Here is a 23,157-nt window from a genome sequence, read left to right on the forward strand (position 1 = left end):
GGGAGGAGCAGGAACGCTTCGTTCCGATGAGGCAAGACGCGAGGACGTACAGGCATGGTTGGTCGGCTCCCGGTCAGAATCCCCGTGGAGGTCCACGCGTCGGACCCGCTGTCCCTGGACGGAGCGGTCAGCCAGCTCCGCCGGCACTCCGAGGTGGAACTGATCGACGAGGGCGCGGGCCGGCCGGGCACGGTCGCGGTCCTGCTGGCCGAGGCCCTGGACGAACCCACGCTGTCGCGGCTGAGGCGGCTGACACGCGCCGACGGCACCAGGACCGTCCTCGTCACGAGCCTGATCCGTGAGGTGGAGCTGCTCCAGGTGATCGAGTACGGCGTCGGCGCGATCGTCTGGCGGCGCGAGGCCACCGGCCACCGCCTTCTCCGGGCGGTCCTGGCGGCCTCGCGGGGCGACGGAGATCTGCCCTCGGACCTGCTGGGGCGGCTGATGGCCCAGGTCGGCACGTTGCAGCGGGGCGCGGCCGGCGCCTCGGGCGCCACGGCATCCGGTCTGGCGCCCCGCGAGGTCGACGTACTCCGGCTGGTGGCCGAGGGAATGGATACCGGAGAGATTGCCAGCAAACTGTCGTACTCCGAACGCACGGTCAAGAACGTCATGCACGGTCTGACGACCCGGCTGCAGCTCCGCAACCGTGCCCACGCCGTGGCATATGCCTTGCGGGAAGGCTACATCTGACGGTCCGTACGCCGACGCAAGGGCCCGGAGGGCAGGACCGGGGTGACGCGGGGGTAGCGGGACTGCCCCCCGGCCGTCCCCCGTGCGCCTCGCGGGGCGGGCGGCCTGACGGCGACGATGGACTGGGGCGCTCCGTTCCGAGGCCTGCCCGCGTCGGGCCGGGCCACGGACGGTCCGGCCGGGCGCAGTGACAGGTTGATACAGGACAGGTCGTTCCGTGGCGGTCCGTTCGGCGACGAGCGGAGCTGTGACAGGCAGCGACGGTGAAGGGCAGGACGACCGTGATCCACGAGGTGGATGACATCCTGAGAGGGCTGCTCACCCGCGGCGCTTTCGCCGGGTCCGACGTCGAGGTCACCTTCGACGCCCCGACGCGCGACTGGGCGGCCCGGCGGAACGCCCCGACCATCGACGCGTATCTCTACGACATCCGCGAGGACACCAAGCGGCGTCAGCGCGGCAAGATGTCGCTGCGCGACGAGCAAGGGATCGTCCTCAAACAGCACCAGCCGCCACGCTGGTTCCGGCTCTCGTACCTCGTCACGGCCTGGACCAAGCGCCCGCAGGACGAACATCGGATGCTCTCCGCCGTACTGCACACGCTGCTGCCCAAGGAGATCCTCCCCCCGGAGGACCTGACCGGCACACTCGCCGGACTGGGCCTCTCCGTCCCGCTGACCGTCGCGGGGCTGCACACCGAGGCGCGCTCACTCGCGGACATCTGGTCCGCGCTCGGCGGTGAACTCAAACCCTCGCTCGACGTGGTGATCACCGCGCCCTTCCTCGCCTACCCCGAGTACAGGGTCGGTCCGCCCGTCACGGAAGGGCTCGGCGTCCAGGTACGTGGGACGGAGGGCCGGCCCGACGACAGTCCCGTGCGCTACCACAGCGAGGATAGCGTCGGCGCCGCCAAGGAGGACTTCGCGCAGAAGCACGGCGCGACAGGAACGCTCCGGGAGCAGCGGAAGTGAGTGACTTCGCCTCCCCGTTGCTCGAACGGCTCGCAGATCTGCGCGAGCGGGTGGCCTTCCTCGTCGAGCACCGCAGCGCCACGGACCCGACGGCCACCGACCCGATGCGCGGGATGTACCTGACGGATGACGCGGTACGGCACCTGCTGTCCCGGAGTACGGAGGGCGCCTCTCCCTCCGGCCGGGTCGAGCCGGACGAGCCGGACGGGTCCGGGGAGCCGGAGACCACGGAGGAGCCGGAGACGTCGGAGACGCGGGACACGCCGGAGGAGACCGAGCCCTCCGAGCCGCCCGACGACGACCGTCTCCACTGGCTCGCCCACTGGCTGGAGCTCAGCCCGCTCGACACCCAGATCCTGCTGATCGCGCTGGCGCCCGACCTGGACCGCACCTTCGAGTCGCTGTACGGCTACCTCAACGACGACGTCACACGCCGCCGGGCGACCGTCGCGCTCGCGCTCGACCTGTGCGGGGTGCCCACGCACTCCGCCGCGGGACGGGCCCGGTTCCATCCGGCCGCGCGTCTGCTCACGCGCGGACTGATCGAGATGGACGATCCCGAACGCCCCTTCCTCAGCCGCTCCTTGCGCGTTCCCGACCGGGTCGTGGCCCACCTGCTCGGCGACGACACCCCGGACCCGGCGCTGCTCGGGACCGTACGCCTGCTTCCGTTCCTGCCCGCGGAAGCGGACGCGGAGGACGCGGAGAGCCCGGAGGGTGCGACCGGCACGGGCGGGGCGGACGGCGTGGACCCGCTGGTACGGAGGCTGGCCGAGCAGCTCTCGGCGCGTCCGCTCACGGTCTACCTGCGTGAGCACCGCGACGGAGACGGGCTCGCCTTCGCCACCGTGGCCCTGGGCGCGGCCGGTGTCCCGGCCCTGCATCTCGCCCCGGGGAAAAGCACGGTGGCCCACCGTCCCGAGGAGGACGCGCCGGTGGAACGCACGGCGGGGGAGCGCCTCCCGTACCGGGAACTGCTCCGCGAGGCGAGGCTGACCGGCCGGGCGATCGTGGTGTCCTCGCTGCCCGAGAGGCCCGAGGAGCTGATCCGGGCGCTCGCGGTGAACGACGTCCCGGTGCTGCTCGCGGACCCGCGCCCGTACGACCCGCAGTGGTGCGACAGGGGGCGCGACCCCGTCGTGCTGGACGCGCCCCGGCAGCGTGCCGGCGACATCGACGCCTGGCGGGCGGCGCTCGGCGAGGAACCGGAGTTCGACCTGGCGCCGGTCGTCGCCGCGTACCGGCTCGGGCCCGGCGGGATCGACCGCGCCTCCCGCGCGGCACTGGACCTCGCCGCGTTCGACGGTACGGAGCTGTCCGCCGCACATCTGCGGCTCGCGGCCCGGCAGCAGTCCGCGTCCGGTCTCGAACGGCACGCCCGCCGTATCCGGCCCGACGTCGGCTGGAGCGACCTCGTGCTGCCCGAGGGCCCGCTGGCGCAGCTACGGGAACTGGTCCTCCGGGCCCAGCACCGCGACCGGGTGCTCGGCGACTGGCGGCTGAGCGCGGGCGGCGGGCGCGGGCGGGGCGTGGTGGGGCTGTTCGCGGGCGACTCCGGCACCGGCAAGACGCTCTCCGCCGAGGTGGTCGCGGGTGCGCTGGGCCTGGATCTCTACGTCGTACAGCTGCCGTCCGTCGTGGACAAGTACGTCGGTGAGACGGAGAAGAACCTGGAGCGGATCTTCACCGAGGCCGACCGTACGGACGCGGTGCTGCTCTTCGACGAGGCGGACGCCGTCTTCGGCAAGCGCTCCGAGGTCAGCAGCTCCAACGACCGCCACGCGAACATGGAGAGCGCCTACCTCCTCCAGCGTCTGGAGTCGTTCGACGGCATCGCCCTGCTGACCACCAACCTGCGCTCGAACATCGACGACGCCTTCACGCGCCGGCTGGACCTGGTGGTCGACTTCCCCTTCCCCGACGAGAAACAGCGCCTGGCGCTCTGGTGGCACAGCCTCGCCCATGTCCCGTGCGCCGACGACATCGATCCGGCGTCCTGCGCGGCGGACTTCGAGCTGGCGGGCGGCTCGATCCGCAGCGCGGTCGTCACGGCCGCGTACGCGGCGGCGGGCCGCGGCGACGGCGTGTCGACGGCGGATCTGCTGGCGGGCGCCCAGCGCGAATACCGCAAGGCGGGCCGGCTGGTCCTGGACGACGCGTCCTGGTGAGCCGGAAGCGCCGGGGGCCAGTCCTCGGCCGTCACCGTGCCCGGCTCGTCCTGCCCGTTGATCCAGCCCACCTTCGTCTTGTTGAGCGTCAGCTCGTCGAGGACCCCGGTCTTCTCGGCCGCGAACTGGCCCTGGTACTCCTTGATCCTGTCCATGAGGCCCTGCGTCGGCTTCTCCTTGAGCTGCACGTGCTTCTGCAGGTAGTCGATGTTGGCCTTCGTGTACTTGACCGTCGTGGCGAGGTCGCCGTCATCGATCTCGGCCTGGGTGCCCCAGAGCAGTATGTTCCGCACCCAGGGGACCTCCGGGCTGGACTCGTCCAGACTCAGCGGCACCGTCTTCGCGTCGACGAAGTGCGACGCCAGGAGCGCGGTCATGGTGGCGCGGCCCAGGTTCCCGAGCCCGTCGCTCTCCGCCAGCGTACTGAAGGATCCGTACGAGGACTTGTTGGACTGCTGGAAGCACTTCAGCGCCTTCACGGTCGCGGCGTCCAGCTTGCCCACCGTGTGCTCGGCGGTCAGCTTGCAGCCGCCCGCCCCCACGGTCAGCCGTACCTGTGCGAACTGCACGAAGAGGTTCGGTTCGTCCTCCGACGTGAGGGGGAGCGGGCCCCGCTCGACCTTCTTCTCCTCCTTCTCGGGTTTCTCCTCCTGCCCTCCTCCGCCGCCCCCGCCGCCGTCCGACCCACCGGGCTCCTCGGAGGACTCGGTGTCCTGAGTGGGCTTCTGGGTGGGCTGCTCCGGCGGTTCCTCCGGAAGCGCGGTGGCCGCCACCTTCTGGACCTGTTCCTTCGCGAGGGTGCGCACCGGTGCCTTGTAGGTGAACCAGAGCACGAGGCCGGTGATGGTGAGAGCGAGCAGCAGACTCAGCGTGGTCATCATCCAGAGCGGCAGGAAACTGCGCTGCACGTACGTCCCGTTCACCGCCAGGGGCTCGAACCCCGAACGCCGCACCGACAGCTCGTAGGGCCTCTCCTGCTTCTGTCCCGCCCAGGTGATCTGCCGGGGCTTGAGAGTCGCGTCGACGAAGGCGGCGCGGCCGGGTTCGATCTGGACGTTGGACGGGACGATGTCGTACGAGAGGTCGTCGGTGGACTTGTCGCCGCCGCCGATCGACGCCGTGAGCACGGTGTTGCCGAGGTTGTCGACGGCCAGCTTGGGCCGGCCCCTGAAGCGTCCCTTGACGGTCTGCGGGACCAGCTCGGCCCGCACCTCCATGAACGTGGTGAAGGTGACGTTCCCCTCGGCGACCGTGGTTGCCTCGGGGTGCTCGGTGGGCAGGATGCGGACACCGTACGGGTGCGGTCCCGCGGTCGCGTCCGGGGTGCGGGGCGGGGCGAAGGTCAGTTCCACGACTCCGGTGGTACCTGGAAAGAGCCTGATGGACGGCGGTTCCACCGAGACGTACGGTGCGACGTCGCCGACCGCCTCGAAGCGGTACTCGTCCACGACGTCACCGGTGTTGCGCAGACGTAGTCGTACGGTGGTGCTGCTGCCCGGGTCGACGGTGGTCGAGGCGGGCTCCAGAGATGTCCAGGTGGTCACCCGACGGACGCTACTGCCCGCGGGAGAGGCGATGTCAGAGGCCGCAGGGTAGTGCCGCTGCCCGAAAGGTAACGCCCGCTGCCCCCGAACCCCCTCGCGTGCGACTCCGCTCGAGCGGTGCGGGGGCGCGCCCCGCCCGCACTCCAGGGTGCGGCGGCCGGTGCCGCACCGTCACGTCCCACCATGGGCCCTGGTGGCGGGAGACGGCCTCGAGGTCTTCTCCCCGTGCCCCTGGGGGCAGGTTCGGTGCCCTTGATGAGGCACTGGAGGACGTTTACCCGGTTGTGTCCGAGCCGCGAAGGTGAGTCTGGTCTTGTATCGGTACCCCGAGGAGAGCAGAGCATGCCGTCTTACCTGTCGCCGGGCGTGTACGTGGAAGAGGTGGCCAGCGGCTCTCGTCCGATCGAGGGGGTCGGCACCTCGGTGGCCGCATTCGTCGGGCTGGCGCCCGACGGTCCGCTGAACGAGCCGACGCTGGTCACCAACTGGACCCAGTACGTGGCTTCCTTCGGCGAGTTCACCGACGGCTACTTCCTGGCGCACTCGGTGTACGGCTTCTTCAACAACGGAGGGTCCGCCGCCTACGTGGTCCGGGTGGGCGGAGCGCCCGGCGGAGTGACGGGCGCGGCCGGCGAGGGCACCGACCCGGTCGGCGGACAGCGCGGCCGGCCGGCCGTCGCCGGCGGTGCCGCCGCGCCCGCCGCACTGACGGCAGGGGAGCCCCAGGCTCTGGGTACGTTCAAGGTCTCGGCCGTCGCGCCCGGCGAGAGCGGAACCCTCAGCGTCGAGGTCACGGATGCCGAGGGCGAGGGCCCCGCCGAGCGTTTCCGGCTGGTCGTCAAGGACGGTGCGAAGCCCGTCGAGACCTTCGACGTCTCGGCGAAGAAGAGCGCCCGCAACTACGTGGTCACGCAGGTCAGGGAACGCTCCAAGCTGATCTCCGTGCTGGAGGGCGCCGCGGCCTCGCAACTGGCCCGCCCCGACAACCAGACGGTCGCGCTCGAGGCGCCCGTCGCCGCGCAGACCCCCGCGGTCCCGGACGCGGCGGAGGGCGAGTCGGTCGGCATCGCCGAGTACCTGGGTGACTCCTCGGACCGCACCGGCTTCGGCGGTCTCGAAGCGGTGGACGAGATCTCGATGGTCGCCGTCCCCGACCTGATGGCCGCCTACCAGCGTGGCGCGATCGACCTGGAGGCCGTGAAGGCCGTCCAGCTCGGTCTGATCGCCCACTGCGAACTGATGGGCGACCGGCTGGCGATCATCGACCCGCCGCCCGGCCTCAACGCCAGGCAGATCCGGGTGTGGCGTCAGGAGACGTCCAACTACGACTCCAAGTACGCGGCGCTCTACTACCCGTGGATCAAGGTCTTCGACCCGGCCGGTGGCCAGACCCGGCTGATCCCGCCGAGCGGCCACGTCGCCGGCATCTGGGCCCGTAACGACTCCGAGCGCGGCGTGCACAAGGCCCCCGCCAACGAGGTCGTACGCGGCGCTGTCGACCTGGAGATGCAGATCACCCGGGGCGAGCAGGACCTGCTCAACCCGATCGGCGTCAACTGCATCCGCACCTTCCCCGGCCGCGGCATCCGCGTCTGGGGCGCGCGCACCCTCTCCTCCGACCCGGCCTGGCGCTACCTCAACGTCCGCAGGTACTTCAACTACCTGGAGGAGTCGATCCTCAACGGCACGCAGTGGGTGGTGTTCGAGCCCAACGACCAGGCGCTGTGGGCCCGGATCAGGCGGAACATCTCCGCGTTCCTGGTGACGGAGTGGCGCAGCGGCGCGCTGTTCGGCGCCACGCCCGAGGACGCCTACTACGTGAAGTGCGACGCCGAGACCAACCCCCCGGAGTCGGTGGACCTGGGACGGGTCATCTGCCAGATCGGCGTCTCGCCGGTCAAGCCCGCCGAGTTCGTGATCTTCCGGCTGGCTCAGTTCTCCGGCGGCAGCGGTGAGTTGGAGGAGTAGAACCTCACACACTCCGGACCAGCTTGATTTCGTGTACAGCCACAGGCCCCAGCACCAGCAGAAGGAACGGCTTTCATGAGTCTCTCCCAGGGTGATGCCCTCACTACCCACAACTTCGGCCTCCAGATCGACGGAGTCATGGTCGAGTACCTCCACGCCGTGGGCGAGGTGGGGATGGAACAGGACGTCATCGAGTACCAGCAGGTCTCGGCGAACGGCCAGCCGATCACCAAGAAGATGCCCGGCGTGAAGAAGGCCGGCGAGACCACCGTGACGCGCGGCATGGAGCAGTCCACCGCCTTCACCGAGTGGATCAACGCCTCGCTGCGCGGTGACATGGGCTCGGCCCGCAAGAACGCGAGCATCATCTACATGGACTACCAGTACAACCCGGTCAGGCGTCAGCATCTGCGCAACGCCTGGTGCACCAAGGTGATGGGTGCGGCGGCGACGGCGGGCGAGGCCTCCGTGATGACCGAGACCGTCACGATCGTCTACGAAGAGCTGGTCACCGAGTAATGCGCCGCGGACCTGCCAGGCCCGCCACCGGCGCCGCTGCCGCCACGTCCGCTCCCGCGGACGTGGCGGCCCCGGCCGTCGCACCGGCGGAAGCACCGCCCGCACGGCAGCAGTTGCGGACGGAGTTCGCGTTCGAGCTGCCGCGCGGGTACGTGGACGACATGGGAACCGTGCATCGCGAGGGCGTCATGCGGCTGGCGACCGCCCGGGACGAGCTGATCCCGCTGCGGGACATGCGGGTGCAGGAGAACCCCGCGTATCTCTCGGTGGTGCTGCTCGGCCGGGTCATCACCCAGCTGGGCACCGTGGCACACATGCACGACGGCGTGGTGGAGAACATGTTCGCCTCCGACCTCGCCTTTCTGCAGGACTTCTACCGTCAGGTCAACGCCGAGGGCCACACCAGGGCCGGCGTGTCCTGCCCGCACTGCGAGCAGCCGTTCGAGGTCGAGCTCGGCGGGAGCCGCCTGGGGGAATCGTGACGTACGCGACCGACCGGATTCATGAGGAGATCGCGTACATCGCCTACCACTTCCACTGGAACCTGGACGACATCCTGGATTTGGAACACCGTGAGCGGCGGCGCTATGCCGAGCAGATCGCCACGTTGGTGACGCGTGCTGCGACGGAGCGGTGATGGGCATATTCGACCGGCTCAAGGGCCGGGGCCGAGGCGGGAACCAGAGCCGTGGCCTGGGCCAGGAGCAGGGCGGGGGCGGCACGGCACCCGCCCCTGCCCCAGAGCCGTCCGCCGGTGACGGTGCCGGTGCTCCCGGACGGGGACGGGACTGGGCCGGTCTGCCGCCGATCCAGCGCGCGATGCGGGCACCGGCGAGGCAGACGGTCGCGTCCGCGGACTTCGGCGGCTCGCTGGCCGCCTGGCAGAACCACTCCTTCTCCGGGACGCTCTCGCACGCGGTCCTGGACGATGCTCCGACCGGGCTCATCAAGGACACGGTGTCGTTCCCCCTGGGCTCAGGGCCGGCAGCCCCCGGCGAGGCCAGGTTCCACCCGGCGGCCGCTGTAGCCGACGACGGTGAAGGGGAGGCCGGCGGCCCGGGCAGCTGGCAGGGGCCTGCGGTCCAGCGCGCCCTGGGACCGCGGGTCGCTCCCGCCCGGCCCCGGCCGGGGCCCACGCCCTCGGCGCTGACCCGGGCTTCAGCCCCGGGCACGGTCCAGCGCAGGGTGCTGCCCGCGGTGGCGCCGAGCAGGACGACGCCTGCCCCGGCGGCAGCCGGGACAGGCGATCGGGTGTCCGTGGCGACGTCCGGTCCGACGTCCGTGTCTTCGCCTTCCGGCACCCCTTCTCCGGCTCCCGCTCCCCGCCCTGCCCTCCCGCCCTCCGCCGGGACTCCGGCCGGGGCTGTCCGTGTGCAGCGCCCGGAGGGAGGCCAGGACGGGCCCCCCGGCGGTTCCGCGCGGACCGAGCCGCCGGGCCCCCGGCGACCGGGGCCGACGGGGGCGCCCCAGGCGGCACCGCCGTCGGACCGGACCCGTCCGGCTCACACCGCCTCACTCCCCGTGCAGCGACGCGAGGCGAGCGCTCCCGGCCGGGCGGCCGGACCGGCGGGCTCCGCGCCGCCCCGGCGCTCGTTGCTCGGCCCCCCGATGTCAGGACCGGTGGTGCCCCCGGCGCCACCGACGGCGCGGACCTCCCCGGCGCCGCAGCGTCGCGGGATCGCCGCCCCCGTCGTGCGACCGTCCCCGCAAGCACCGGAGTCGCCGGCAGTCACGCCCCTGGGCATCTCCGGGGGCGGAGTGCCGTCGGGGCGGGCGCACGCGTCCGGCGGCGGCGGGAACGGCGGAACGCCTCCTGTACGCAGGATTCCTGAGGCCGGGCCCGAAGCTGTCGTGCGCCCGGCCGGCACGTCGGGACCGGGCACGTCCGGGGCCGGTACGCCGGGAACGGGCGCCCCCGGGCCACGTCCGGCCGTCCGGCCCGGGCTGGGCGCTCCGTCGAGCCGGCCTGTCGGCGGTCAGGCGGCGAACCCGGCGGCTGCCCCCGGGGCGCGTCGGCAGGCCGGTGCCCCGGCTCCCGGCCACACACCCCTCGTGCAGCGTTCACCGGCGGCTGGCGGCCGGCCGAGCGCCCCGCCGTCGCGGCCCGCATCCCCGCCGCCGTCGCCGCCCGCACCGTCGCCGCCCGCGCGGCCTGCGCCGGGGCCGGTTGCTCCCGCTGCCGGGCCCGCTCCCGCGCCCGCTGCCGCTCCAGAGCGGGCGCTGCCCGTACAGCGGCGCGCTGTTGCTGACGGGGCGGCGCCGAGTGGACGTGGGCCGACGACAGCCGGGGCCGGCCCGGTTCCTGAGGCCGGCTCCTCCAAGCCCTCCGGCTCCTCCAGCTCTTCCCGTCCCCCCAGCTCTGCCCGTCCCTCCGGCTCTCCCCGCCCGTCCAGCCCCTCCGGCTCCGGTGCGGGTGCGAGCGGCGCGGTGCCGGTGCCCGTCACCGCCGCCCCTGGGCGGCCTGTCGTCCCGACGCGTGTGAACTCCGCGAGGGCGGCCGGCTCGACCGAGCGAAGGGCCGACGTTTCCACGCCCGTGCAGCGGCTCGCCGCCTCGGTCACCACTGACCCCGGTGCTGTGCCGACGCCGCGCGGTACGGCTGGTGCCTCCCGCCCCGAGGGAGAACCGTCGGTGCGGCGGCTGCCCGCCCCGGGCCCGGTACCCGCATCCGGTCCCCGTGCCGTCGCCCCTTCGGCACCAGCGCGTCCGGCCGCGGTTCGCCGTTCCGCTCCGGTCGCCGGCGGTCCGGCGGGCGCCTCCGGTGCGACGGTGCCCGGCGCGCCTGTACGGCCGCTCGTCGGATCCGCCGGGGACGGCGCAGACGGAGTCGTCCCGCCGGCGGGCCCGACGCGGCCCGTGGTGCCGCGCGGAGCCGGAGCAGCCCGGCCGGCCGCTGCGACACCGGTGCAGCGGGCGGCACTGCCCACCGTGCAGGTGCGGCGGCCGGGGACGGCTTCGGCCGTCCCGCCTGCGAGCCGCACACGGTCGCTGCCCGCACCCGGCCCCGGCTCCAGCACCGCACCTGGCCCCGGTCCCGCACCCGGCTCCGGCACCGCACCCGGCCCCGGTCCCGCACCCGGCTCCGGCACCGCACCTGGCCCCAGCACCGCACCTGGCCCCGGTCCCGCACCCGGCTCCGCGAACCGTGAGCCGGTGCGGCCCGTCGCGAACGACACACCCGCATCCGGCCGTCGGGGCGGCGCGCCGCCTGTGCAGCGGTCGTCCCTGGCCCAGCCACCGCCCACGCCCCGGACCACGGCACGGATCCCCGCCCCCGCTCCGGCCTCCGGTGCCCCTGCGGCTCGGACCCCTGCCGCCCCGACGAGTGCCCTGCAGTCCGTGGTGCGGTCGCCCGCCGTATCCGTTGCTTCCGCCGTGCCCGTGGCGTCGGCCGAGGCTCCTTCGGTGTCGCGGTCGCGGCCCATGCCGGTCGCCCCCCTGGTGGGTTCCTCGCGGCCGGTCACGGCCGCCGGGTTCACGCCGTCGCCGGTGGGGCCGGAGCCCGTGACCCCTCTTGCGGGGGTGGCCAACGTTCCGGCGGGCGCCCCGCGGCGACCCGACGCAGCCCCGGTGCCCGGTGGCTCTCCGGCCGCCGTGCAGCGCGCGGCCGCTCCCGGGGCACCGGCGCTGCCGGGCGTCCGCGGTGCCGCACCACGCTCCTCGCAGTCGCCCCTCCCCGGGCCGACGACGAAGATCGCCCCGGCCGCCGTGCGTCTGCGACGCGTCCGGAGCGGGGCCACGGCAGCCGCGGTTCCGGGGGCCGCCGGACCTGCCGTTGCTCGGCGGCCTGCGGTACAGCGTTCCGCGGCGGCTTCGGCGTCCCCTGCCGCCGTCCGCCCACTGCCCCGGACAGCCGCCCAGTCCGCCTCTCCCGCGGCCGCTCCCGCGATGCCGTCCGCGCCGGTGCAAGGCGGCAGCGGAGGACACCGTCCCCACGGTGCCGCCGCGGCCTTCCCGGTCGTCCAGCGCTCCGTGTCCGCGTCGGCGCCGCCCGTCCCGGGAGGTGTCGCCCGTACGCCGGTGTCGGACGCCCCCGGTGGTGTCCGGGCTCCCGGCGGCTCCCACGCTCCCGGAGCCTTCCCTGTTCCCGGAGCCTCCGGTGTCCCGGCCGCCTCCGTGGACCGGCCTGTCCGGAGCCCTGTGGTGTCCCTGGCGCCCGCACGGCCCGCCCCGCCCGCCGCACTCCCCGTGCAGCGGGCGCCCGCCGCCTCGGCTTCCCGGCCCTCTCAGCCCCCGGCCGTGGTTCCGGTCCAGGCCCGGCCATCAGCCCCCGCTCCTGCGCGTGTGACCGCACCGAGCCGCGCGACGTCCGCAGCCGTGCAGCGCAGTGGCGACGGCGAGGGCTCCCAGGACAGGCCCGGGCCCTCCGTGACGAGCCAGTTCAAACCGCGTGAACTGAAGGAGGACCAGATGGCCGAGCTGGTCCACCGGATGATCGGGCCGCTGACCCGGCTGCTGCGCAACGAGCTACGGCTCGACCGTGAGCGGATCGGCAAACTGCGCGACCCACGCCACTGACAGACCCCGCGAGAACCGGGCTGCAGGAACCGTCCCGCAAGCCCGCAAGCCCGCAAGCCCGCAAGCCCGCAAGCCCGCAAGCCCCGTACGTCCGGCCCCGCCGGAACCCCCCGCCCCGAACCGCACGTGGAACCGCAGGAAGGCCCCACCGGATGCCCCAGGAACTCGACGCAGGCTCCACCATCTTCTTCAACCTCACCATCGACGGTGAGAGCCTGGGCAACTTCAACGGTTGCGAAGGGCTCTCGTCCCAGGTCGAGATCGAGCAGCGGCAGGAGGGCGGCAACAACGGATTCGTCTGGCAGCTGCCGTCCCGTGTCACCTTCTCCAACATCACGCTGACCCGGCCCCTCACCGAGGAGACCGCGAAGGTGGCGGAGTGGATCTCGTCCGTCACCACGGGGGTGACCCGGCCCACCGGGCAGATCGCCGCGCTGCGCGCGGACGGCTCGATGGTCGCCCAGTGGGGGCTGATCGACGTACTCCCGGTGAGCTGGCGCGGTCCTTCCTTCGACCCGGCGAGCCCCGCCGTGGCCACCGAGGTCCTGGAGATCGCCCACCACGGATTCACGGACGCGGGGGAGGCGTAAACCGTGAAACTTCCCAGTTTCGGTGTCGGTGACAGCCTGGTGCGGGCGACGCTCGCCATCCACCAGCCGCCGATCGGCAGCAGCACCAGGCCCGGTGCGCTCATGAAGACGTTCAACTTCGACTTCAACCCGTCCCAGCTGTCGCTGACCCGCAGAGCCCAGTGGAAGACCACGCCCACAGCTGCGGTGCGGGACGGTGCCGTCCCGGAGTTCATGGGGCCCGAGCCCCGGGAGATGACGGTGGAGATCTTCCTCGACCGCTCCGACGACCCGGACAGCAACGACGTGCGCAAGAAGGTCGAAGCCCTCTTCTCCTGCTGCGAGACGACCACCGCCAGCATCGCGGCGAAGCAGCCGTCGACCCCGTGGGTGGTCTTCGAGTGGGGTGCCTTCTCCACTGCCCGCTTCAACGCGTACGTCAGCTCCGTCGAGGCCCAGTACACCCTCTTCAACACCAACGGAATGCCGATCCGGGCCGTCTGCCAGGTGAACCTGCACGAGATCCCGAGCAGCACGCCCGGCCAGAACCCCACCTCCGGCGCGCTCACCAGCCGCCGGGTGCACCGGGTCGTGGCCGGCGACTCGCTCCCGCTCCTCGCATGGCGCGAGTACGGAGACGCCACGGTGTGGCGCACGATCGCCGAGGCCAACGACATCGACGACCCGAAGGCGCTGACGCCCGGTGTCGAACTGATGCTTCCGGCCGCGGAAGAGGTCGGCGCCGGATGAGCGACATCGGCTTCTCCAACGTCCTCACGGTGCAGATCGCCGGCACGAAGCTCAGGTCCCCGGAGGACAAGAAGCTGGTGGCGGGCCGCGTCGACTTCGGCGCGGGGGTGCCGGGCGCCTTCCAGCTCACCTTCCGTGACGACAAGAAGGACATCCTCGCCAAGCTGAACGTCGAGATCGGCGCGCCGGTGGTCATCACGCCCCTCTCGGACGGCAAGGGCACGCCGCTGATCACCGCGGAGGTCACCGCCCTGGAGACCGACTACGACCGCACCGGTACCTTCACCGTCATCCGTGGTTACGACAAGGGCCACCGCATGCTCCGGCAGCGCAGGGTGGCGGCGTACAAGAACAAGACCGCCACCGAGATCGCGGTCGAACTGGCCCGCAAGAACGGCATTCCGATGGGGAAGACCCAGCGGACCAAGGGGCAGTACGAGTTCATCAGTCAGGCCAACGTCACCGACTGGGACTTCGTCCAGCGGCTCGCGGACGAGAACGAGATGGTGATGTCCATCAACTCGAGGGGCAGATTCCAGTTCGTCAAGCGGCAGCGGGCGGCGCTGGCTCCCCCGGAGAGCACGCCGGGCGGCAAGGGCGCGCTCGTCCTGAAGGGAGGCGAGGAGATCCTGCGCTGCCGCGCTGCGGTCACCTCGGCCGACCAGGTGACGGCTGTCGAGGCGCGCGGCTGGAACGTCACCAGCAAACTGCCCCTGGTCTCCAAGGCGCCCGCATCGGACAACTCGGGATTCGTCATCGGTACGAAGCCGTCAGAGGTGTCCAAGAAGTTCGGCCCGGCCGAACTCGTCGTGACCGACACGCCCTACGACAAGCTCGACGAGGTCAAGCACGCCGCCGACGCCATGGCGGACGACGTGACCTCCTCCTTCGCCGAGGTGGAGGTCACGGCGCGAGGCAACACCGCCCTGCGTCCGGGCGTCGCCGTCACCCTCACGGACGTCGGGAAGCCGTTCCAGGGCAAGTACACGGTCACGGCGGCCCGCCACACCTTCGGCGACCAGGAGCACTACGAGACGTTCCTGAACGTCAGCGGCCGTCAGTGGCGTTCGCTGTACGGGCTCACCTCCGGAGGCGGCGGGGCGGGGTCGGCCGGCCTGCCGAGCGTCGCCAACGCCCTGGTCACCGACATCAAGGACCCGTTGAGGCAGGGCAGGGTCAAGCTGAGGTTCCCGTGGCTGGACGACATGTACGTCAGCGACTGGACCCGGACCGTCCAGTTCGGCGGGGTCAAGGGCGGCAGCATGATCTCGCCGGACGTGGACGACGAGGTGCTGGTGGCGTTCGACCGCGGCGCCCTCGACCACCCGTACGTCATCGGCGGCCTCTACAACGGCGTCGACAAGCCGGATCCCGTCGACGTGCCGGTGTACGACCCGACGCGCGGGAAGGTCACCAGGCGCACCCTGTCCGACCGCAGCAACAACCGTATCGACCTGCTCGACCAGAGCGTCGGCCTCAAGCGCGGGGTGCGGCTCTCCACCGGTGACAACCGGCTCACCATCAACCTGGACCGGACGAAGACCGAGATCGTCGTGGACAGCAAGGGAAAGGTCTCCATCCGGGGGACCGGCGCCGTGGCCGTCAACGCGGGCGGCAACCTCTCGCTGAACGCGGTGGGTTCCCTGACGATCCGCAGCGGCGGACCGATGAACATCAACGCGGCGAGCATGAGCCTCAACGCGGCGAGCGCGCTGTCCTTGACCGCGGGGGCCTCCCTGCAGATCACCGCCGGCATCGACATCGGCCTGAAGGCGGTCAACGTCAAGTCCTTCGGCCTCCTCACCTCCAACCTGAAGCCGGTGATCTGATGGCAGAACAGTTCGTCGGCTCCGGATGGGCCTTCCCGCTGCGCATCAGTCCCACCGGCGGCATCGCCATGGTCAGCGGGGAGCGCGAGGTCGAGGAGGCCATCAGACTCGTGCTCTCCACCGCGCCCGGTGAGCGGCCGATGCGCCCCGAATTCGGCTGTGCCATCCACGACATGGTGTTCGCCCCCGTCAACGAGGCGACCGCGGGCCGGATCCAGCACGAGGTGCACAGTTGCCTGGACCGCTGGGAACCGCGCATCGAGGTGGACGACGTCACGGTGACGGCCGGTGACGAACAGGGCGTGCTCTTCATCGACGTCCGCTACTCGATCACGGGCACCAACAACCCGCGCAGCCTTGTCTTCCCGTTCTACGTGATCCCCTCCCACGACGGGCCCGAGGGGTCCGGCACGCCCGACGAGCACTTTGGAAGCGACCGCTGATGGCCCTGCCCTCCCCGAACCTCGACGACCGGCGCTTCCAGCAGTTCGTCGACGACGCCAAGCGCTACATCCAGCAGCGCGCCCCCGAGTGGACCGACCACAACGTCTCCGACCCGGGCGTGACCCTGGTCGAGACGGTCGCCCACATGGCCGACCAGATCGTGTACCGGCTCAACCGGGTGCCCGAGAAGAACCACCTCGCGTTCCTGGACCTCATCGGGATCACGCTCTTCCCTCCCTCCGCGGCGCGTGCCGATGTCACGTTCTGGCTGTCGGCGCCGCAACAGCAGCCCGTCGTGCTGGCGACGGGCACCGAGGTGGCCACGGTGCGTACCCCCACCGAGGACGCGGTGGTCTTCGCCACCGAGCGCGACCTCACGGTGGTGCCCTGCGAGCTGTCCTACCTCGTGGTCCAGCCGGCCGGTCAGGAAGCGGTCGACCGCACCTCGGACCTCGCCGAGTCCAAGGACGTGCACTGCTTCACGGAGGCGCCGGTCCCCGGTGACCGCATGCTGTTCGGGCTCAGCGCCGCCGTACCGGAGTGCGTGGTCGTCCTGGAGCTCGACAGCCAGGTGGACGGTGTCGGTGTCGACCCCAGACAGCCGCCGCTCGCCTGGGAGGCGTGGACCGCCGACGGCTGGATCGGCTGCGACGTCGAACGGGACACCACCGGCGGGCTCAACCGCCCCGGCGAGGTCGTGCTGCACGTCCCCGGCGGCCACGCGCTCTCCCGCACCGGGCGGCGCGAGGCGGGCTGGCTGCGCTGCCGGGTCACCGAGCCGGAACAGGGCCAGCCCTTCTACACCACCTCGCCCACCATCCGCTCCGCCGAGGCGTTCAGCATCGGCGGTACCACCGGTGTCGTGCACGCCGAGACGGTGCGGGACGAGGCGCTGGGGGAGTCCACCGGGCTGCCGGGACACCGCTTGCGGCTGGCCAACAGCCCCGTCGTCGGCGACGCGCAGCCGCTGCTCCTCCAGGTCGCCGAGCGCGACGGCTGGGTCGACTGGGAGACGGTCGGCCACTTCGCGGCCTCGGGCCCCGACGACCGGCACATCACCCTGGACGCGACCACCGGCGAAGTCGCCTTCGGCCCGTCCGTTCGCGAGCAGGACGGCACTCTGCGCCAGTACGGGGCCGTACCGCCCAAGGGCGCGCCCATCCGGGCCCGCCGCTACCGTACGGGCGGCGGGAAGGCGGGCAACGTCGCGAGGGGCGCCATCCAGGTGCTGCGCGACTCGATCCCGTACGTCTCCGACGTCGTCAACCGGGAGGCCGCGAGCGGCGGGGTCGACGGCGAGACCGTCGAGGAGGCGAAGAGCAGGGCGCCCATCGCGCTGAGTGCGCAGGACCGCGCCGTGACCCTGCGGGACTACGAGGAACTCGCGCGCCGCGCGGCGCCCGAGACCGCGCGCATCACGTGCCTCGCGGCCGAGCCGGACGAGCACGGCGCGCACGCCGTACGCGTGCTGGTCGTCCCGCAGGCCGTGTCCGATCCGGGTGGCCGGCTGCGCTTCGAGCAACTCGTCCCCGGAGACGCCCTGCTGGGGCGCATCACCCGGTACCTGGACGAGCGGCGCCTGATCGGCACCCGACTGGCGGTCGGACCGCCCTTCTACCAGGGTGTGACGGTCGTCGCGACGGTGCACGCCTTCCGCGGCACCGACACCGACCGGGTCAGGCGGCAGGCGCACGACGCCCTGTACCGCCACCTCGACCCGCTGACCGGGGGAGCCCACGGCACGGGCTGGCCCTTCGGCCGCCCGGTGCAGGCGGGCGAGGTGTTCGCGGTGCTGCAACGGGTGCCCGGCGTGGAACTGGTCGACGAGGTGCTGCTGCACCCCGCCGACCCGCTCAGCGGCAAGCGCGGCGACCCCACCGAGCGGATCGATCTCGAACCCCCCGCGCTCGTCTTCTCGTTCGACCACCGTGTCCGGGTGATAGGGGACGCGTCGTGAGCACGGGCGGGAGCACGCGCGGCTCCGTCGACGGACTCGGCTCCTCGGCACCGCTGGGCGTGATGCTGCCGGCGGTGTTCGCCGACGACGATCTCGCCCAGCGCTTCGTCGCGGGCCTCGACGAGGTACTCGCGCCGCTGCACAACGTGCTCGACTGTCTGGACGCCTACTTCACGCCGTCGCTCGCGCCCGCGGACTTCACCCGCTGGCTCGGCAGCTGGGTGGGCGCGGAGACCGAGGGGCCCACCACGGCCGGGAGCGCCGACGACACCGTGGGCCGGGACCTGCCGGAGGCCGCGCTCACCGCTCCGTCCACCGGCCACCCGCAGGACACGGAGGCGACGGTCGCGCTGCGCGCCGCGGTGACCGCCGCCGTACGGCTGCACCGCATCCGCGGCACCCGGCGCGGACTGTCCGAGGCGGTGCGGCTCGCCTTCGGCGTGGAGCCGGAGATCACCGAAAGCGGCGCGGCCGCCTGGGACGCCAGGCCCCTTGGCCCGGTCCCCGGCGAGCGCCGCCCGCATCTGCACGTCACCGTCACGCTGCCGGAGCCCGACCCCGCCGCCGAGCACCGGCTGGAGCGCCTCGTAGCGGCAGCTCGCCCCGCCCATATGCCTTACACGGTCCACGTGACCACCCCCGAAAGGACTTCCGACAGGTGACCAGTCAGCAGGCTTCCCCCTCCACGCCACCCCCTCCCGCTGGGGCCGGCGGCACGGGGAACGAGCCACGTCACTGCGCCGAGTGCGGCACGCTGCCGCCCCTGGGGCAGTCCTTCTGCGACGGCTGCGGCGCGGTACTGAGCTGGACCCCGGACTCGAGGAGCCGGGGGGCGGGTACGGCGGGCCGGCCACCCGGCGCGGACACCCCGGCCACCCCGCGCGCTGCGGCGAATTCGGGCCCTGACTCCGGGTCGGTCACGCCGGCCGCCGCGGATGCCGACGCCGCGGGCGCGAACACGGTGCGCGAACCCGTACGCACCGCTCCGCCGACGGTGACGCCCGAGGAGGACGACACCCTGCCCACGATCCCGGCGGCCTCCGCCGCTCCGGCCGCGACGCCGGACGCGGACGCGAGCGCGCGGGCCAGGGCGCTGCTCGTACCGGTCGCCGACCAGCGCGCCGCCGAACCGGTACCGGAAGTCGCCCCGGTCCTCCCCGGCGTGCCCGCCGCGGCCCGCCCCCGGGTCCAGGCCCCCGGCGGCGAACCGGCCGACGAGACCGGCCCCCCGTGCCACTGGTGCGAGGTCGGCAATCGGCCCGACCGGCACTTCTGCCGGCGCTGCGGCATGTCCCTCGCGGAGCGCCCCGGCGTTCCGGAGGCCCGGCGCCCCTGGTGGCGCCGGATGGGGCAGTTCGGCAACCGGCCGGCGCCGTGGGCGGGCGAACGCCCGAGGCTGCGCCGGGGAATCGGCCGCATCTTCACCTGGATCGTGTACGGCCTCGCGCTCGGGCTGGTGATCTACGCGGCGTTCAACGTGAGTACGGCGTGGAACGCGGCCCGCGACCACTTCGCGAAGCGGGCCCAGGTCACCCCGGATTCCGCCGCGGCGTCCCGTTCCTTCGGCGGACACCCGCCGAAGGTGCTCTTCGACAAGGTCAGCAACAGCTGGTGGGGCCCCGGCGTCTCGCAGTCCGCCGAGGGCGAGTGGGTGGAGGCGCGCTTCCAGGAACCCACCCGTCTGCTGAACATCCTCATCACCTCGGGCATCTCCACCAAGGCGCCCGACCTCGCCGAGGCCGCGCTGCCGCACCGTATGGACGCGATCATCACCACGGCCGACGGGAAGAAGACCACGCGTCCCATCAAACTCGACCAGATGAGCGGCCCCCAGCAGCGGAAGTTCCGTGCGGAGAACGTCATCAGCGTGCGGTTCGTCATACGCTCGGCGTTCAACACGGGCCCCGACAAGCAGGTCTCGATCGCCGAGATCGAGTTCTTCACCCGCGCCACGACCAGCGGCACGTAGGGCCCGGCCCCACTGCCGCTCCTGAACACACCCGCCTCCTCGCCGTGGCCTTTCAGAAGGCCACGGCGAGGAGGCGGCCCCCCTCAGAGGATCAGGCCCTTGGTCCGCAGATACGGGATGGGGGGAATGTCGGACCCGAACGCGGGCCCCGTGCGTGTCTCGAAGTGCAGATGCGGCCCCGTGGCGTTGCCGGTCTCGCCGGACCAGCCGATGAGCGTGCCGCCCTGGACGCTCTGGCCGACGACGGCCTTCACCTCGGAGAGGTGGGCGTACTGGCTGAACGTACCGTCCTCGTGGCGGATGACGACCTGGTTCCCGTAGTCGCCGCCGGCCCCGGCCGTGACCACCTCGCCGGGGCCGATGGCCTTGACCTGCGTCCCACTGGGGATCACGAAGTCGACACCGGTGTGCAGTCCGGTCGACCAGGCGGAGCCCCGCTGGTGGTACGGGGTGCCCGCGGGCCCCTCGACGGGCAGGGTCCAGCCGCCGACTCCGTTGCCGCCGACCGGGACGACCATCTGCGGGTAGGACCTCATGACGGCCTTGACGTATTCGTACGTCTCCCCGTCCGCTCCACTCGCGCGCGGCACGCCGCCGTACTTCTCGACCGTCTTCCAGCTCACGCGGTGCCCCGCCAGGGCCAGTTCCAGGGGAGTGCCCCGGAACCCGGGATGCTTCTTCGCGGTCAGCAGGAGTTCGCACATCCTCTTGCCCAGCGACGGTATGGCGTCCGCCGGGTCCAGGACGTCCTTGACACCGTCGTTGTTGCCGTCGATCCCCTGGGTCGCCCAGTCGGCGTCGGAGAACTGCGCGATGCCCCTCGTGAGAGGCCGTTCCGCCGGAGCCCCTCCTGGCAGGATCTCGCCCGACGTGGCCTCGCCGGAGGTGGGTTCGCCGGCGAGGGTGTCGCCCGGGAGGCTCTCCTCGTCCGTCCTGCTGTCCGCTGCCCGCTGCTCCGCGCTCCGGGGGTCCGTCAGCGAGCCCTCGTCGTCCGCCGGCCCCTCGGCCGGCATCGACCTGGCCCTCGGGTTGAAGTTGCTCTCCAGCTTCAACTGCGCCGCGAGCACGGGCGCGGTGAGCAGCTTCTCGTCGCAGTCGGCCGCGGCGTCGCGCACGAGCTTGGCGTAGATGACGGGAACACCCACGTCGCCCGCCTTCAGCTCGGTGGCCTTCGGCTCCGGGACGTCTCCGCCGGCCGCCTCGCTGTCGTCGAAGGTCCCGAGCAGAACGGCTCCGAGACCGATCGACAACGGCGTCATCACGACCCCGACGATGACCGGCACCATCCAGCGAGCGATCCTCACAGACCCGACACTCCCCCTGATCGACCGTCGCGGTGATACTCACTATGCCATCAGTCGCGGAGGGGCTCTGCCGCAGCCCCGCAGGCCTGATCGAGCTCTCTGCGACACTGTCTGAGTGATCGTCAGGCTTGCTCGGGAGCAGGACGTCACCGCATTCCTCGGGCCGGCCGCCCAGGTCGAGGACTGGTTCGGGCCGATGGTGGAGGAGCCCGGCCCGGAAGGCGGCTCACGGCAGGTCTACCGCCGTCCCGTCACCTGAACGTCCGAGCGGGGGGGATCATGCGGGCCTGAGACGAACCGACGGCCCGACAGGGTGGCGGGCCGGGGCGTCGAGGCGGGGCTCCGGTCCGGCCGGAGCCCCGCCCGGGGTCAGCTCGTGGGGAAGCTGTCAGGAGTGCTGATCCGGCTCTTGAGCAGAGCCCCTGACTCGGTCAGCACGCCACTGCTGCCGTAGTCGCTGCCGTTGCAGGTGCCGGGCTTGAAGGCCGCGCTGCTCTCGGGGGCCTCGGAGTAGGTCCAGTTCGCGTAACTGATCTTCAGCTGATCGAGCAGGTCCAGCCAGGCCGTGGTGCTCGTCCGGTCCATCGCCCCGCCGCCGGTCGCGCTCACCGTGCCGAACTCGGACACGAAGAGCGGCAGTTGGGAGGCCGCCCGGCTCAGCGCGGCTCGGTAGTTGTCCTTGTGGCTCGCGGCGTAGAAGTGGAACGCGTACATGATGTTGGAGGCGTTGACGGGGTTGTTGACGACCTCGCTCTCGTTGGAGCCGTCCGAGACCCCCAGCGAGGACCAGCCACGGGTGCCGACGATGACGACCGCGTCCGGGTCGGCGGCCCGGATCACCGGGATGACCTGCTCGGCGTAGTTCTTGACCGCCGACCAGCTCACGCCGTTGGGCTCGTTGGCGATCTCGTAGATCACGTTCTTCTTGCCGGCGTTGCGGGCGGCGACGGAGGCGAAGAACGTCTTCGCGCGTTCGAGGTTGAAGTTGGGGTCGCCCGGCGTCAGGGTGTGGAAGTCGATCACCGCGTACATGCCACGGTCCTCGGCCATGTCGACCAGGTCGTTCACGCGGCCGGTGAAGCCCGCCGGGTCGGTCTCGTAGCCGTCCTCCTGCACGTACATGGCGATGCGGAACAGGTCCGACTTCCAGTCGTCCGCCAGCGCGTCCAGGGACGCGGCGTTGTAGCACCGGTCGAACCACTGGATGCCGTGCGTGCTCATGCCCCGCAGCTGAACGGGGCGGTTGTGCTGGTTGCACAGGTTCACGCCGCAGACGTGGAGCTGTCCGTTGACGTCCACGGGGGTGCCGTCGACCGGGACCGGCGGGGGCTCTTCGAGGGAGCCCGTACAGGCGACTCCGTTGAGCGTGAACGCCGTGGGCTTCGGGTTGGCGCCCGTGAAGGTGCCCGTGAAGCCCACATCCGCCGCCGCGCCGGTCGCCAGCGTGCGGTTCCAGTCGACGCCGACGACGGTGACCGCCGAGCCGGACTGTGACCAGGTCGCGTTCCAGCCCTGGGTGACCTTCTGGCCCGCGGCCGGCATGGTGAACGCGAGCGTCCATCCGGTGACCGGGGCGCCCAGGTTGGTGATCTTCACGCCGGCCTGGAAGCCGCCCGTCCACTGGCTGGTCACTGTGTAGTCGACCTTGCAGCCGGTGGCGGCCACCGCCGGGGGGCTGAATGCTGCCGTGAGGCCCAGGACGGTGGCGAAGGTTGCGAGTAAGGCGAACAGGCGTTTCATGGCGTTCCTCCTCGTGTGAAGCGGAGAGTGGGGGGTGGGAGCGCTCCCAAGGCCCATCGGCCCGAGACCGTACACCGGTGCGTCGATGTGCGTACAGAGATCCGACCGGCTTCGGCTGGCAGGGGCAGGGGCCGTACGACGCGGCGGAAGAGGCGGTCGACGGAGCGCGGCGGCGCTCATGGCCTGGTCAAGCGGTGCGCGAGGAGGCCTGCCG

The 23,157-nt window shown here is 72.1% G+C and carries 18 protein-coding genes and 1 pseudogene; 16 read left to right on the plus strand and 3 right to left on the minus strand.

Annotation, left to right across the window (positions count from 1 at the left end; all coding sequences use genetic code 11):
- Window positions 1–54 precede the first annotated feature (54 nt).
- From OO67_RS09050 to OO67_RS09060, 3 genes are all read left to right on the plus strand, one after another.
- The gene (locus OO67_RS09050; protein ID WP_033298586.1) at window positions 55–693 is read left to right on the plus strand and encodes a helix-turn-helix transcriptional regulator; all 639 of its coding nucleotides are present in this window, start codon (window positions 55–57) and stop codon (window positions 691–693) included.
- Between the two features lie 281 nt (window positions 694–974).
- Window positions 975–1,664, plus strand: a complete 690-nt coding sequence (locus tag OO67_RS09055; RefSeq protein ID WP_033298587.1) for a Pvc16 family protein — start codon at window positions 975–977, stop codon at window positions 1,662–1,664.
- Complete coding sequence (locus OO67_RS09060) at window positions 1,661–3,832, plus strand: ATP-binding protein (RefSeq protein WP_033298588.1); 2,172 nt, start codon at window positions 1,661–1,663, stop codon at window positions 3,830–3,832. Before OO67_RS09055 ends, OO67_RS09060 begins: the two co-directional genes overlap by 4 nt.
- 632 nt (window positions 3,833–4,464) lie before the next feature.
- Here the strand turns inward: OO67_RS09060 and OO67_RS40775 are convergent.
- Window positions 4,465–5,376: pseudogene (locus OO67_RS40775) on the minus strand (COG1470 family protein); the annotation flags it as partial.
- A gap of 342 nt (window positions 5,377–5,718) precedes the next feature.
- Here OO67_RS40775 and OO67_RS09075 point away from each other — a divergent pair.
- The 12 genes from OO67_RS09075 (at window position 5,719) to OO67_RS09125 (ending at window position 19,899) form a co-directional block, all read left to right on the plus strand.
- Window positions 5,719–7,344 carry a phage tail sheath family protein gene (locus tag OO67_RS09075; protein ID WP_033298592.1) on the plus strand — a complete coding sequence of 542 codons (1,626 nt, stop codon included), beginning with the start codon at window positions 5,719–5,721 and terminating at the stop codon, window positions 7,342–7,344.
- Window positions 7,345–7,419: 75 nt separating this feature from the next.
- Window positions 7,420–7,863 (plus strand): phage tail protein, encoded by a 444-nt coding sequence (locus OO67_RS09080; protein WP_033298593.1) that lies wholly within the window; start codon window positions 7,420–7,422, stop codon window positions 7,861–7,863.
- Window positions 7,863–8,345, plus strand: coding sequence for a hypothetical protein (locus OO67_RS09085; protein WP_033298595.1), 483 nt, complete (start codon window positions 7,863–7,865; stop codon window positions 8,343–8,345). Before OO67_RS09080 ends, OO67_RS09085 begins: the two co-directional genes overlap by 1 nt.
- Window positions 8,342–8,500, plus strand: a complete 159-nt coding sequence (locus OO67_RS38935; RefSeq protein ID WP_014153881.1) for a DUF6760 family protein — start codon at window positions 8,342–8,344, stop codon at window positions 8,498–8,500. The genes OO67_RS09085 and OO67_RS38935 overlap by 4 nt, the downstream gene beginning before the upstream one ends.
- 3,647 nt (window positions 8,501–12,147) lie before the next feature.
- Window positions 12,148–12,381, plus strand: coding sequence for a hypothetical protein (locus OO67_RS09090; RefSeq protein ID WP_157841658.1), 234 nt, complete (start codon window positions 12,148–12,150; stop codon window positions 12,379–12,381).
- A 152-nt stretch (window positions 12,382–12,533) separates the two neighbouring features.
- Complete coding sequence (locus tag OO67_RS09095; protein WP_014153878.1) at window positions 12,534–12,971, plus strand: phage tail protein; 438 nt, start codon at window positions 12,534–12,536, stop codon at window positions 12,969–12,971.
- A gap of 3 nt (window positions 12,972–12,974) precedes the next feature.
- Window positions 12,975–13,700 (plus strand): CIS tube protein, encoded by a 726-nt coding sequence (locus tag OO67_RS09100; RefSeq protein ID WP_033298598.1) that lies wholly within the window; start codon window positions 12,975–12,977, stop codon window positions 13,698–13,700.
- Window positions 13,697–15,529 (plus strand): VgrG-related protein, encoded by a 1,833-nt coding sequence (locus tag OO67_RS09105; RefSeq protein ID WP_033298599.1) that lies wholly within the window; start codon window positions 13,697–13,699, stop codon window positions 15,527–15,529. The genes OO67_RS09100 and OO67_RS09105 overlap by 4 nt, the downstream gene beginning before the upstream one ends.
- Window positions 15,529–15,972, plus strand: a complete 444-nt coding sequence (locus tag OO67_RS09110) for a GPW/gp25 family protein (RefSeq protein ID WP_033298601.1) — start codon at window positions 15,529–15,531, stop codon at window positions 15,970–15,972. The genes OO67_RS09105 and OO67_RS09110 overlap by 1 nt, the downstream gene beginning before the upstream one ends.
- A complete protein-coding gene (locus OO67_RS09115; RefSeq protein WP_033298603.1) occupies window positions 15,972–17,930 on the plus strand; it encodes a putative baseplate assembly protein in 1,959 nt (652 codons plus the stop codon). Before OO67_RS09110 ends, OO67_RS09115 begins: the two co-directional genes overlap by 1 nt.
- A gap of 62 nt (window positions 17,931–17,992) precedes the next feature.
- Window positions 17,993–18,592 (plus strand): phage tail protein, encoded by a 600-nt coding sequence (locus tag OO67_RS09120; RefSeq protein ID WP_051709247.1) that lies wholly within the window; start codon window positions 17,993–17,995, stop codon window positions 18,590–18,592.
- Window positions 18,589–19,899 (plus strand): NADase-type glycan-binding domain-containing protein, encoded by a 1,311-nt coding sequence (locus OO67_RS09125; RefSeq protein ID WP_033298605.1) that lies wholly within the window; start codon window positions 18,589–18,591, stop codon window positions 19,897–19,899. The genes OO67_RS09120 and OO67_RS09125 overlap by 4 nt, the downstream gene beginning before the upstream one ends.
- 83 nt (window positions 19,900–19,982) lie before the next feature.
- Here OO67_RS09125 and OO67_RS09130 read toward each other — a convergent pair whose 3' ends face one another.
- Window positions 19,983–21,203, minus strand: coding sequence for a M23 family metallopeptidase (locus OO67_RS09130; protein ID WP_244300071.1), 1,221 nt, complete (start codon window positions 21,201–21,203; stop codon window positions 19,983–19,985).
- 115 nt (window positions 21,204–21,318) lie between these two features.
- Between OO67_RS09130 and OO67_RS36360 the strand changes: the two genes are divergently transcribed.
- Complete coding sequence (locus OO67_RS36360) at window positions 21,319–21,462, plus strand: hypothetical protein (protein ID WP_244300073.1); 144 nt, start codon at window positions 21,319–21,321, stop codon at window positions 21,460–21,462.
- Window positions 21,463–21,572: 110 nt separating this feature from the next.
- Here the strand turns inward: OO67_RS36360 and OO67_RS09135 are convergent, their stop codons facing one another.
- Window positions 21,573–22,943, minus strand: a complete 1,371-nt coding sequence (locus OO67_RS09135) for a cellulase family glycosylhydrolase (protein ID WP_033298607.1) — start codon at window positions 22,941–22,943, stop codon at window positions 21,573–21,575.
- Between the last annotated feature and the right edge of the window lie 214 nt (window positions 22,944–23,157).

The sequence above is a fragment of the Streptomyces atroolivaceus genome (genome assembly GCF_000717025.1).
Taxonomy (GTDB): Bacteria; Actinomycetota; Actinomycetes; order Streptomycetales; family Streptomycetaceae; genus Streptomyces; species Streptomyces atroolivaceus.